Below are 11,255 nucleotides of genomic sequence, written 5' to 3'. Positions count from 1 at the left end.
CGGTCCCTGAATGGATGTCGGAGTCCCACGACAAGCGGGAGCTGTACTCGGTCGACACCTACTTCGCCGAGTCGTGGGCGGACTTCCGCACCCACGTCGAGGACCCCGCCGCGGCCGCGGAGCTCCTGGCCACCCTGGTGCTCAAGCCCGACGCGTTCGCTGGCCGCGCGGGCCGCAGATGCTTGGAGTGGCTGCTCGCGCGGGGGTACCGGGCGATCGCCTACCGGCCTTTCGAGTTCGACCGGCACACGATCCGCGGCCTCTGGCAGTACCAGTGGAACGTTGCCAGCGAAGACCGGAAGGCCATCGTCGACGACCTGCTCACAGCTGGCCCGTCTCTCTTCGTGCTGCTGTGGTGCGACGACGCACGGCCGGCGAGTTCGGCGCTGAGCCGGGCGAAAGGGCCCGCAGACCCCCGCCGGAGGACCGCGGGGCAACTGCGTCACGACGTGTCGGCGCCGAACGGCCTCCTCAACTTCGTGCACACCGCTGACGAACCGGCGGATGTCATCCGCGAGATCGGAGTCCTCTTCGATCACGACGAACGGACGCGGCTCTACAACGCCATCGAGTCGCGGCCCGACGTCGGGGACGAGTTGCTCAGCGCCATCGAGGCGTTGGACGCGCAGCACGGATGGATCGACCTCGACGTCTCGCGGATCGCTCGAGAGCTGGATGAGGCCCTCGGCGGGGCGGGTGCGCGGCAGGACCCCCGTGCCCAGCGGCTGACGGAACTCATCAGGAGTTTCGACGACCCGGCGGAGCCCGAGACATGGCGCACGATCTGCGACCTACTCGGCGAGCTGCCGGTGAAAGCGATCCCGAGGTGGGACCGACTCGTGCTCGGCACAACTTTCGTCGTCCCCGACATCCCGTCGCGAACCCCGGTCATCCGAGGGCTCAGTTCCGGTCGAGCAGTCAGAAACACGGTCCACGAGGCAGAAACTCTAGGAAAGGCGAGCGCGGACAGATGACGAACACCGAGGATCGTTTCGCGGTTCACACTCATGGGATCGCGGACATCGACTTCAGCAGCATGCGGGCGGGCGACCTCGGGCTGATCGCCGAGCATGCCGCTGCACAACGGCTGTACGTGTGTCCGACGATCTTCCTGAGGCGGAACTACTTCGACGAGCTCGAGAGCGCCCTGCGGGCCTATTCCGCCGCGGACCAGGCCGTGAAGGACCGCATCATCGGCTTCGGAGTCGAGGGGCCCTTGCTCGGAACCCATGGCGGCGTCCCGGACGAGGGGTGCTGGATCCCCACGTGGGCCGAATGGGAGAGGATCGCGAGCCTCGGGAAGCTCGGCCTGGAGTACATCGTCATTGGGCCCGATCATGCCGCGTTGGACGAGGAGATCGCACCGGGCGGGACTTTCCAAGATCTCGTGGACCTCTTCTACCAGAACGGGGTGCGGATCGCTCTGGGTCATTTTCGGCACGACGACCCGAGCCGTTCCGCCCGCCTGGTCCGGGAGCTGGTCGAGTACGTGTGGAGCTTTGACGGGTGTGACGCGTCCTGGGTCGTCACCGACCATCTGTACAACGACATGCCGAGGAACTTCGTCCACGCCTGGAGGACGAATGACGAGCGGTCGCGACGCGACGTCGAGATCGCAGGCCTGCTCGCGGAGGAGTGGACGCACGAGTCGCTTCCCCGGATTCTCGGGGAGGTCCCAGCGTGTCTCGTGGAGCTCGCTGTGAGCGGCAAGCTCATCCTCATGATGAACTTCGACGGGGAGCACGTCGATCAGGCGGTCGCGAAGCGCACGCTGGACTTCCTCGGGCCCGGCCATCTGGCGGCGATGACCGACGACATCCAGGCGCCTGTGATGGCGGGCCAGTCCGTGTTCAGGCACTCCGACAACGGACTGTGGTATCGGCGAGACGGCCGTGTCGCGGCGTGCGTCTCGACGGTGGCGGACGCCGTCGAACGGATGAGAGCCGCCGGGTACTCCGAGGAGCAGATCTCCGACGTGTTCGAGTCGGTCCCCCGCCGGATCTTCAACGCCCCCGTCGCAGTGGGCCTTCGCCCTGAGAGCCGCATCGGGTCTCGTTGACCGCATTCGCGCGTCCATCTTGGCGAACGGTGTCGAGGTCGAGGCCACGCACGGGTGTCCAGTAGATTCCCCCCACGGGCGCTGTCACCGTCTGAGCACGCAGAAGTGCGACAACCCCGCGGAGAGGCAGACGGGACACATGGACACCACAGCGGCCGGAACCAGCGAGTACGACCGCTTCGGTCCGTGGATCGACGAGGTGCGCCTCCCGGAGGACATCCCCCGCCTGTTCCGCGGCCACCCGGTCGACCTCGACGCCGGGCGCCTGGTGCTCAAGGTCCCCCGGAACATCGCCCGCCGCGACGCCACGGCGGACATGGACCTGTACGACCACCTCCTCGTGCTCGACGACGACGGGCTCACCGTCCTGTCGCGGCGCACCGAGCACGACCACCAGCCACGGCGCGCGCCGGGGCCGGGCGCCTTCGACGTGCGCGACGTGCCGTTCGAGGACGTGGTGGCGGTCCGTGACGTCATGAACCTGCTCGACGGCACGTTGACGCTGCACACCCGCACCGGCTCCGACCTCACCGTCCGGTACAACGGCTCAGGCCGGAGCGCGATGAGGGCGCTCGTCGACGAGCTCCGGGCCCGTGCGTCGGAGGGCTACCCGCGTCCCCTGGCGTTCGCCCTGATCGACTCGGGCGCCCAGCACGCCTGCGCCACACCGGACCTCGGCCGAGTGGACGCCTCCCTGCTCGGGGACTTCCAGGACGTGTCGCGACGCCTGCCGGGCCTGACCCTGTGGTCGGGGCACGGCCGGCGCCAGGTCGCGCTGCGCGGCGCCGACCCGGTCAAGGCCATCGGGCACGCGTTCTCGCCCGTGACACTCCACGGCGCCGTCGTCGCCGGTGACTCTTTCGCCCTGGAGGTGTTCGGGCGCCACGAGTGGCTGGTGCGCGGCAAGAAGCCCATGCACTCCGCATCGCGCCTGGTCATCCCGCTCAACGCCCCGGACACGATCGACGTCGCGCCGCACCCCGACTACCTGGGCGTCATGGTGGTCACGCTGAGCGCCGGCGCCACCCGCATCGAGCTGGTCGTGCCCGAGGGCTCCGGCGCCCACCGGCTGCTCTCAGAGGCAGCGGCGCAGGTGGCCGCGCCCGGGAGGTAGGGGCGCGTGGTGCGGCCTCAGGCGCGCAGAGCCTGAGTGACGATGGCGGACATCGGCGTGGTGGGTCGACCCAGGAGCGTGCTCAGGTCGCTCGTGACGTGGTCCAGCGTGCCACCGGCGATCGCGACATCAGCATCGACGATGAGCTCGACGATTTGCTCGGGCAGCCCTGCCTGCTGCAGCGCCTGTCGGTACTGCTCGGCGGGAACGTCCGTGTAGGTGAGCGTCGTGCCCGACTGCGCGGCGGCCTCGGCTGCGAGATCGGACAAGGTCCATGTGGTGTCGCCGGTCAGGTCGTAGGTCTTTCCGGCCTGGTCCTCGCGGGTCAGCACGACGGCGGCGGCCTCGGCGAGGTCTGCGCGGCTGACCGCGGCCATCCGGCCGTTGCCCGCGCTGCCGGTGAGGGCGCCGTGCGTGACGGCGCCGCGCAGTGCTGCCGTGTGGTTCTCCGCGTACCAGCCGTTGCGCAGGATGACAGCGGGCAGGCCGGAGGCGGCGATGGCCTGCTCGGTGGCGCGGTGCACCGGCGCCAGTCCCATCGTGTTGGTCGGTGCGTGCGTGACCGAGGTGTAGGCGAGGATCTGCACACCGACCTCGAGGGCGGCGTCGATGACGGCTTGGTGCTGCTTGACGCGCATGGCGTCGGCGCCTGCGGGGGAGGACACCAGCAGCACCTTGTCGGCGCCGGCGAAGGCGGGCGCCAGGGTCTCGGGGAGGTCGTAGTCGGCGAAGCGGACCTCGACACCGAGGGTGGACAGCTCGGTGGCGTCGGCGGAATCGCGGTCGACGGCGATGATCTGGGTGGCGGGGACGCCCTGGGCGAGCAGGTGGTGGACGACCTGGCGGCCGAGCTGACCGGTGGCTCCGGTGACAACAATCATGAATCTGTTCCTTCTGATCACGGGTCATGGCTGATGGCCATGGAATGAACGTATGGCGCATCGCCGGATCGATCCAGAGAGGCTCGTTCCTAGCGGCCCGGGGCAGGGGAAACGCATCCTAGGAAGAGGAGTACCAGGCTATTCTTCGGGGATTCCGGCCGTCTCCCAGGATTCACTGCGACGATGAGCGTCGTGAATGCCACGAGTGAGCCAGGTGAGCTGGCAACGATCCTGAGGGTGTGGCGCGAGCGCCTGGCTCCGCACATGGCCGGGCTGCCTTCGAGCGCCGCCAGGCGCACCGCAGGCCTGCGGCGTGAAGAGCTCGCGGTGCTGGCCTCCGTGTCTGTCGACTACATCGTGCGGCTGGAGCAGGGGCGCTCGGCAGCGCCGTCGGTGCAGGTGTGCGTCGCGCTCGCCCAGGCGTTGCAGCTCAGCGACACCGAGCAGGAGCATCTGTTCCGGCTTGCCGGGCACGCGACCGGCGGTGGGCGCATTAGCCGCATGGTGCCGACGAATATTCGCCGATTGGTGGAACGCACCGGGGAAAGGCCTCAGGCGGTTTTTGACGCCATGTGGAACATTCTACTCTGGAACCCCATGTGGGCGGCATTAATGGGTGACCCCGCGTCATCGCGGGAATCCGATCGCAACCTGGTGTGGCTGCATTTCACCGGTGCTTCGGACTGCCATCTGCACGGCCCTGGAAGTGCCGAGTCCCTCGACGCGTCCCTCGTCGCCGACCTGCGACGCAGCGCCGGGCGCTACCCCGACGACCCCCAGCTGCGACAGCTCGTCGCACGGCTGAACCAGGCCAGCGCGCAGTTCCGCGAACTGTGGGCGCGTCACGAGATCGACGAGCACGGACCGACCATCAAAAGGGTGGTCCACTCCGAGGTCGGGACCCTCGACCTGGACTGCGACATCCTCATCACGCAACGCCACGACCTGCGGATCATGATGTGCACCGCTGAGCCGGGCAGCGAGTCCGAGAGCAAGCTCGCGCTCCTCGGGACCATCGGCACCCAGAAGATGATGGCCGACTCTCGCTAGCAGGGCGCGGAGATGGGCGCGGCACTCAACCAGGCGCGGCTGCCTCAGCGGGCTCGGTCGTAGATCATCGCGAGCTCGCCGGACTCCCCGGCCTCCTGCCGGGTCAACGTCCATCGGGTGCCGGGCAGGCCGTCGTCGAGCAGGCGCGGTCCGCCGCCTGCGATCTCCGGCACGATCATGAGGTAGAGGCGGTCGACCAGGTCGACGGACAGGAGCGATGTGATGACGCTCGCGCTGCTGTTGACGAGGATCTCGCCGTCACCGGCGCGCTTGAGCGCCGCGACGGTGTCAGCGGCGGGGGCGTTCACCACGCGTGTGCGTTCCCACGGCGCTTCGGCCAACGTGGTCGAGAAGACGACCTTCTCGGTGGTGACCAGCCACCTGGCGTATCCGCGGTCCCGAGGATCGGCGCCCTCGTCGTCGGCGACGGACGGCCAGTAGCCCATGAAGCCCTCGGCGTTGACGCGGCCGAGGACCGCCGTTGTCGCGTTCTCCCAGATGCGGGTCATGTGGTCGCGCGCGGTGTCCGTGGCGACGTAGGGCGCGAAGGCGCCGAAGTCTCCGCGGCCGCCGGGCCCGTGGTAGCGCCCGTCGAGGGTGAGGGCGAGGTTCGCGGTCACGATGCGGTCGGTCATGTGGTGCTCCTCGGGTGGGCGTCGGCGCTGTCGGGGGATGCGGAGAGGATCGTCACGAGCTTGTCGAGGCTCTGCCCGAAGCCGAGCTCGATGCCCGCGATGAAATCGGCCGACTCGACAGTGCTGTCGGCGACCCGGAAATGGACGTCGAGGTCGGCGCCGGTCTCGGTGGCGCGCAGGTCGAGACGGACGTGCGCGGTGAAGGCGACCTGGTCGTCGGGAAGGACGGGGGAGAGCCGATAGGCCAGGCGCTCGCCAGGGCGCACCTCGACCACCTCTCCCCGTGCGCGCCCGGCGACGGGGTCCGAGCCGTCCACGTCCTCGACGTCGCGGTACTCGTGGAGGATCCGGCCGCCGGGGCGCGCTTCGAAGACGAGCTCGGACACGCGTAGGTCCTCCGGCGTCCACCACTGTGCGAGCAGGAGGGCCTCGGTGAGGTGCCGCCAGACCACCTCGGGTCGCCCGGCGAGCGATCGAGTGAACTCGAAGGAGCGGCCGTCAGCCCAGCCTGGCTCGTGGGCGGCGAGCCGCTCCCGCGAGAGGTCCATCCCGTAGCGCTCGAAGGCCTCGCGCGAGCCAGCCCGGTCGGCTTCGTCCGCCAAGGCGCTCAGTGCTGCCGATGCCTCCCGCAGCGCCTCCGGGCTCAGCGCGTAGATCCGGCGCTGGCCGGAACGCTGGGACACGACCACCCCGGCTCGCTCGAGGGTCTGCAGGTGCTTGGTGGTCTGGGGCTGCCGTGCGCCGGCGAGCCGGGCCAGCACACCGACCGGCCGGGGCCGCTCGGCGAGGAGCGTGACGAGTCGCCAGCGGGCGGGGTCGGCCAGCGCGGCGAAGCGAGTATCCATTCGACGATGATTCCTCGGCGAGAATATTCTTGTCAAGGAATACTCCGAGGAGCGCCCCAGAGGAAGTCGCCGCTGCCATCATCGGCAGCGTGGTGATCTCCCTAGCACTCGGCTGCGCCGCTGTCGCGATCACGGGCGGGGTGTTCCTCGCCAGAGGCCGCAAAGCCGCCGGCACCACGCTCGTCGCGGCAGCTTTGCCGGGCCTCCTGCTGGCCGTGCTCCTCGCCGGCAGGCCGGGCGTGCATCAATTCATGCTCGGCACGCTGATCGGCCTGCCGGTGCTCGTCGGATCCGCGTGGACGAGCGAGCGAAGGGAACGCGCACGCCGACTCGGGCTCGGAGGAGCCCGACGGAGATGACAGCTGCCGCGTCGAGAGCGGGCCCGCGTCCGACCACTTGGGTGTCGATGTGATCGTCGTGCGCCCGCGAAAGAAGCGTTGGACGACGCGTGGTTTCGCCGCCGCTATCCTCTCGACGTTAAGAGAGTCGAATGGGCCAATGCGCTGCGCGGCGTGGCGGCGGTCACGGTGCTCGGGTATCACTACGCCGTCGCGTTCTGGATTCACCAAGACGTCTCCGCAGGCCTCGCACGCCGCCCTCCGCTCTACGCGGGCGCTGAGAATGCCCCGCGGTGGGCGCGGTTCCTCGAGTGGCTGCCGGTGAACTTCGCCGCGCTGGGGGTCGGGTTGTTCTTCCTCCTGAGCGGATATGTGATCGCCATCTCGCTCGATCGTTACAGCCGCCGCGGATTCCTTCTTGGCCGGGCCATGCGCGTCCTGCCGACGTATGCGGCTGGCTACCTCGTCACCTGCGCCACGATCGCATTCGTCTCGGACCCGAACCAGGAGCTCAGTCTCGGGTCCATCCTCACCGGCGCAGTGCCCGGCCTGTCGCTCGTTCTCGGCAGCCTGGCGCCGGGCGATGGAATCGTCTGGACCCTCATCATCGAGCTCGTCTTCTACGCGGTGTGCGTCGTCGCCTACCGGAAGCTCACGACTCGCTGGTGGGCGATCGCGGGCACGGCCGTGGTGTGCGCAGCCACCCAGTGGCTGCTCGACCCTCTTCCGCTCGGCACGCCGTTCGGAGGGATCCGCTACATCGTGCTGCTCGCTTGCCCGTACATCCCGGTGATGCTCGTCGGAGTCGTGCTCTCGGCGTACCGTCGCGGCAATCTTGAGCGCGCCGCGATGGCGGCGCTGATCCCCTTCCTCATGGCGCTCTACTTCTTCCTCTCATCGACTAGCCCGGTGGCGCCCACCACGCTCGAGTACCGGCTCACGTTTGTTGGCACGATCGTCCTGTTCGTCGTCATCTGGTCATTCGGAGAAGGCTGGAAGCGAAACTCGGCGGCGGACTTCTTCGCCAACATCAGCTACCCGCTCTATGTGGTGCACCCCGTCCTCGGCTATGCGCTTCTGTCGGTCATGGCCGCGCACGGCGTCTGGGCGCCTCTCGCAGTGCTCACCGCCACTGGTATCGCGGTGGCATGCGCGTGGGTCGTGCATAGGTTGGTCGAGGTCCCCACGCGCCGCGTCGGGCAACGGTGGGCGCGGAGCGTCGGTTACGAGTCCGGGGCGCCTATCGGACGCGTGACGGCGCCGCCCACCACCGTCGGGTGACGATGCGCGTCGTCGCCGGGCGAGCCGGAGTCGGCGGATCCAGGACGTTCGATGGGTCGGTGACCCCCGACTCCGGGAGGTGACGTGAGACGCCTCGGGGCCGCGCTGATCGGGCAGCCGGTGCTCAACGGTCCTGCAGCACCTCGCGGGCGAAGCGCTGGGACCGCTCGCGCAGCCCCTCGATGCGGCGCTGCACCAGGCCCTCGGGGTCCTGGCCAGCCTCGATGATCGTGGGCCGCCGCCGCACGTTGCGCGAGCATCCGAACCGTGTGCAGATCAGCGTGCCGATCGAGTTGAGGTTGCGGCCCGCGGCGCCGGAGCGGCGGGCGACGTACAGGGACACCTCGTCCTTGGAGTAGACGTCCTCGCACCAGGCGCACAGGGCGCGGCGGCGCTTGGCGCCGCCCTCGGGGGAGCGGAGCAGCAGCCCCACCACCGTGTCGTCGACGGGGATGACGACGCACGCGCGCTGCGGGGCCTTGCGGTCGATCCAGCCGAGGTAGTCGAGCCGGTCCCAGTCGAGGTCGGCCAGGTCGGGCGGGAGGTTGAGGCGGGTGGCCTCGCCACGGGAGCAGTTCACGAAGGACGCGCGGATCTGCTGCTCGGTCAGGGGGTTCATGGTTCTCAGCTCTCGGGTGACAGTGCGGGTGGCGGGTCCCGCCGGCGGTTGTCCGCGGCGGGAGGGCACGCTTCGCCGAGCAGCGCCGACCGCCCCCGATGAGGGGGTGTCAGGCGTGCTGGGCGGGCGGCTGGGCCGCCGCTGAGCAGGCCAGAACGGCCGCCACACTTCCCCGCTGCATCGTGCTGCGCGCTCCGTCGTCCGATGGCTGGGGGCTCGTCCCCCGGCACTGACCGGCCCCGATCGTACCGACCAGTGCTGGAGGGCCACCGAACGCGACTGTCGGCGGGTGTCGAGAACCGGGCCTGACGGCGAACTGGGGAGACGGCATATGAACCTTCCGCCAACGGCCCGGCAACTCTCCGTGCTTTGGCGCCAGGCGCCCCAGCGGGCTCCTTAACTTCGTCGTGGCCGAGCTCTCCGGAGCCCCAGTCCCACGAAGAGAAGTGCCATGTCGACGACAGTCCTGCACCCGCCGCCCACGGGGATCACCCCCGGGCCGAAGCGTCGCTCGAGCCGCCGACGGCGCCGTGACCTGGTGGCATTCGCGCTGCTGGCCGGGCCCAACATCGCCCTGTTGCTGCTGTTCGTGTACCGGCCGCTGGTGGAGAGCTTCTACCTGTCGACGATGCAGTGGAATCTCGGGTCGCCGGTGGCCCGGTTCGTGGGGCTGGGCAACTACCGCGAGTGGTTCACCGACCCGGGCACAGCGCAGGTGCTCACCACCACCGCGGTGTTCACGGTCGCGACGGTGGGCGGCTCGCTGGTGCTCGGCCTGGGCTTGGCGCTGCTGCTGAACCGGAAGATGGCCGGCCGGGGCTTCGCGCGCACCGTGGCCTTCGCGCCGTACGTGCTCTCGGGGTTCGCCGTCGGCGTGCTGTGGCTGTTCATGTTCGATCCGCGCTACGGGCTGATCGGCGCGCTGCTGCGCATGGTGGGGCTGTCCTCGCCGCAGTGGTACACGGCGGAGCCGTGGCCGCTGGTGATGATCACCGTGGTCTACCTGTGGAAGCACGTCGGGTACGTCGCGCTCATCTACTTGGCCGGCCTGCAGGCCATCCCGCAGGACCTGCGCGACGCGGCGTCGCTCGACGGCGCCTCGCGGACGCGGACGCTGCGCTCGGTGGTGTTGCCGCTGCTCACCCCGACCACGTTCTTCCTGGTCGTGACGATGATGCTCAGCTCGTTGCAGTCCTTCGACGTGATCAAGGCGATGACGCAGGGCGGCCCGCTGGGCAGCACCACGACGCTGATGTACCAGATCTACCAGGAGGGCTTCGTCAACGGCCGGGCCGGCTACGCGTCGGCGGGGGCCACGATCCTCTTCCTCGTCCTGCTCGCCGTCACAGCGGTCCAGATGCGTTACGTCGAGCGGAAGGTGCACTACGCATGACCACGATCGCCCCTCGCCCGGTCGCCGACGTCGTGGTGCGCGACACGCGCCCCGATGCCGCCCCGGTGATCGACCCGGACGCCACCCGGGTTCCACCCCGCCGCACGCCATCGGCCATCAAGCCCACCCCGCCTGGCCGCCGCTCCTCCGGCCCGCGCCTGCTCGACGCGGGCGGCTACCTGGCGATGATCGCCGCGACCGTCGTGATCGGCGCCCCGCTGCTGTGGATGGGCCTGGCCAGCCTGAAGATGCCCGACGAGCTGTACCGGCTGCCGTTGCAGTGGCTGCCCGGATCGTTCGACCTGTCGAACTACGCCCAGGCCGCCGAGACGATCCCGCTGGGCCGGCTGCTGCTCAACAGCGTGGGCCTGACGATCGCCGGCGCCGGGCTCAAGGTGCTGCTCGGGCTGTGCTGCGCGTACGCGCTCGTCTTCCTCGACGTGCCGTTCAAGCGGGCGGTGTTCCTGCTGGTGCTGGCGACGCTGATGATCCCGCCGCAGATCACGATCATCCCCAACTACACGTTCGTCGCGAGCCTGGGCTGGCTGAACACGTACCAGGGCATCCTCGTGCCGGGCCTGGCCAGCGCGTTCGGGACGTTCCTGTTCCGCCAGCACTTCCTGTCGCTGCCCGCGTCGGTGCTGGAGGCGGCCGAGCTCGATGGCGCGGGGCATCTGCGGCGGCTCTGGCAGGTGGTGCTGCCGATGTCCACGCCCACGCTGGCGGCTGTCGGGCTGGTGTCCGTGGTCACCGAGTGGAACGACTACCTGTGGCCGTTCCTGGTGGTCGACGACGCGCAGAAGATGACGCTGCCCGTGGGCCTGACCCTGCTGCAGAACATCGACGGGATGAGCAACTGGGGCGTGCTGCTGGCGGCCACCGTCGTGGTGACGCTGCCCGTCCTGCTGCTGTTCCTGGTGTTGCAGCGCCGCCTCGTGGCCGGCCTCACCGCCGGCGCCGTCACCGGCTGATGTGACGCGCCCCCTCACACGTCCGGGCTGCGACCGCAGCACCGTGCGACCTCCCACCCCTAGGAGAAT

The 11,255-nt window shown here is 69.4% G+C and carries 12 protein-coding genes; 8 read left to right on the top strand and 4 right to left on the bottom strand.

The window, feature by feature from the left end:
* Positions 1 to 14 precede the first annotated feature (14 nt).
* The 3 genes from QUV83_RS10035 to QUV83_RS10025 all read left to right on the top strand — a co-directional run bounded on the left by QUV83_RS10035 (position 15) and on the right by QUV83_RS10025 (position 3,173).
* Complete coding sequence (locus tag QUV83_RS10035; protein ID WP_289564336.1) at positions 15 to 974, top strand: nucleoside-diphosphate kinase; 960 nt, start codon at positions 15 to 17, stop codon at positions 972 to 974.
* Positions 971 to 2,059: a hypothetical protein gene (locus QUV83_RS10030; protein WP_289564335.1), complete on the top strand. Its 1,089-nt coding sequence runs from the start codon at positions 971 to 973 to the stop codon at positions 2,057 to 2,059. Before QUV83_RS10035 ends, QUV83_RS10030 begins: the two co-directional genes overlap by 4 nt.
* A gap of 139 nt (positions 2,060 to 2,198) precedes the next feature.
* Positions 2,199 to 3,173: a hypothetical protein gene (locus QUV83_RS10025; protein ID WP_289564334.1), complete on the top strand. Its 975-nt coding sequence runs from the start codon at positions 2,199 to 2,201 to the stop codon at positions 3,171 to 3,173.
* Positions 3,174 to 3,190: 17 nt separating this feature from the next.
* On the opposite strand, the gene QUV83_RS10020 is transcribed toward QUV83_RS10025, so the two are convergent.
* Positions 3,191 to 4,054 (bottom strand): SDR family oxidoreductase, encoded by an 864-nt coding sequence (locus tag QUV83_RS10020; protein ID WP_289564333.1) that lies wholly within the window; start codon positions 4,052 to 4,054, stop codon positions 3,191 to 3,193.
* Positions 4,055 to 4,237: 183 nt separating this feature from the next.
* On the opposite strand from QUV83_RS10020, the gene QUV83_RS10015 reads away from it, so the two are divergent.
* Complete coding sequence (locus QUV83_RS10015; RefSeq protein ID WP_289564332.1) at positions 4,238 to 5,104, top strand: helix-turn-helix transcriptional regulator; 867 nt, start codon at positions 4,238 to 4,240, stop codon at positions 5,102 to 5,104.
* Positions 5,105 to 5,148: 44 nt separating this feature from the next.
* Here the strand turns inward: QUV83_RS10015 and QUV83_RS10010 are convergent, their stop codons facing one another.
* Together QUV83_RS10010 and QUV83_RS10005 are read right to left on the bottom strand one after the other, a co-directional pair.
* On the bottom strand, positions 5,149 to 5,739 hold the full coding sequence (locus QUV83_RS10010; RefSeq protein ID WP_289564331.1) for a dihydrofolate reductase family protein: 591 nt from the start codon (positions 5,737 to 5,739) through the stop codon (positions 5,149 to 5,151).
* Positions 5,736 to 6,584 carry a metalloregulator ArsR/SmtB family transcription factor gene (locus QUV83_RS10005; RefSeq protein WP_289564329.1) on the bottom strand — a complete coding sequence of 283 codons (849 nt, stop codon included), beginning with the start codon at positions 6,582 to 6,584 and terminating at the stop codon, positions 5,736 to 5,738. Before QUV83_RS10005 ends, QUV83_RS10010 begins: the two co-directional genes overlap by 4 nt.
* Positions 6,585 to 6,673: 89 nt before the next feature.
* Here QUV83_RS10005 and QUV83_RS10000 point away from each other — a divergent pair, with 89 nt between their 5' ends.
* The gene (locus QUV83_RS10000; protein ID WP_289564327.1) at positions 6,674 to 6,943 is read left to right on the top strand and encodes a hypothetical protein; all 270 of its coding nucleotides are present in this window, start codon (positions 6,674 to 6,676) and stop codon (positions 6,941 to 6,943) included.
* 78 nt (positions 6,944 to 7,021) lie between these two features.
* Positions 7,022 to 8,203: an acyltransferase family protein gene (locus QUV83_RS09995; protein WP_289564325.1), complete on the top strand. Its 1,182-nt coding sequence runs from the start codon at positions 7,022 to 7,024 to the stop codon at positions 8,201 to 8,203.
* Between the two features lie 124 nt (positions 8,204 to 8,327).
* Here the strand turns inward: QUV83_RS09995 and QUV83_RS09990 are convergent, their stop codons facing one another.
* On the bottom strand, positions 8,328 to 8,822 hold the full coding sequence (locus tag QUV83_RS09990; RefSeq protein ID WP_289564323.1) for an FBP domain-containing protein: 495 nt from the start codon (positions 8,820 to 8,822) through the stop codon (positions 8,328 to 8,330).
* Between the two features lie 451 nt (positions 8,823 to 9,273).
* Between QUV83_RS09990 and QUV83_RS09985 the strand changes: the two genes are divergently transcribed.
* Together QUV83_RS09985 and QUV83_RS09980 are read left to right on the top strand one after the other, a co-directional pair.
* Positions 9,274 to 10,215 (top strand): carbohydrate ABC transporter permease, encoded by a 942-nt coding sequence (locus QUV83_RS09985; protein ID WP_289564321.1) that lies wholly within the window; start codon positions 9,274 to 9,276, stop codon positions 10,213 to 10,215.
* On the top strand, positions 10,212 to 11,186 hold the full coding sequence (locus tag QUV83_RS09980) for a carbohydrate ABC transporter permease (RefSeq protein ID WP_082812648.1): 975 nt from the start codon (positions 10,212 to 10,214) through the stop codon (positions 11,184 to 11,186). Before QUV83_RS09985 ends, QUV83_RS09980 begins: the two co-directional genes overlap by 4 nt.
* Positions 11,187 to 11,255 lie beyond the last annotated feature (69 nt).

It is taken from the genome of Cellulomonas cellasea, from assembly GCF_030372105.1.
Classification (GTDB): domain Bacteria; phylum Actinomycetota; class Actinomycetes; order Actinomycetales; family Cellulomonadaceae; genus Cellulomonas_A; species Cellulomonas_A cellasea_A.
The sequence above is the reverse complement of the archived record's forward strand: the minus strand, read 5'-3'. Positions and strand labels throughout refer to the sequence as shown.

Excerpts from the sequence above, each read along its gene's own strand:
- QUV83_RS10020 (WP_289564333.1), bottom strand. The coding sequence starts at position 4,054 with ATGATTGTTGTCACCGGAGCCACCGGTCAGCTCGGCCGCCAGGTCGTC.
- QUV83_RS10010 (WP_289564331.1), bottom strand. The coding sequence starts at position 5,739 with ATGACCGACCGCATCGTGACCGCGAACCTCGCCCTCACCCTCGACGGG.
- QUV83_RS10005 (WP_289564329.1), bottom strand. The coding sequence starts at position 6,584 with ATGGATACTCGCTTCGCCGCGCTGGCCGACCCCGCCCGCTGGCGACTC.
- QUV83_RS09980 (WP_082812648.1), top strand. The coding sequence starts at position 10,212 with ATGACCACGATCGCCCCTCGCCCGGTCGCCGACGTCGTGGTGCGCGAC.
- QUV83_RS10015 (WP_289564332.1), top strand. The coding sequence starts at position 4,238 with ATGAGCGTCGTGAATGCCACGAGTGAGCCAGGTGAGCTGGCAACGATC.
- QUV83_RS09985 (WP_289564321.1), top strand. The coding sequence starts at position 9,274 with ATGTCGACGACAGTCCTGCACCCGCCGCCCACGGGGATCACCCCCGGG.
- QUV83_RS10030 (WP_289564335.1), top strand. The coding sequence starts at position 971 with ATGACGAACACCGAGGATCGTTTCGCGGTTCACACTCATGGGATCGCG.
- QUV83_RS10035 (WP_289564336.1), top strand. The coding sequence starts at position 15 with ATGTCGGAGTCCCACGACAAGCGGGAGCTGTACTCGGTCGACACCTAC.
- QUV83_RS09990 (WP_289564323.1), bottom strand. The coding sequence starts at position 8,822 with ATGAACCCCCTGACCGAGCAGCAGATCCGCGCGTCCTTCGTGAACTGC.
- QUV83_RS10025 (WP_289564334.1), top strand. The coding sequence starts at position 2,199 with ATGGACACCACAGCGGCCGGAACCAGCGAGTACGACCGCTTCGGTCCG.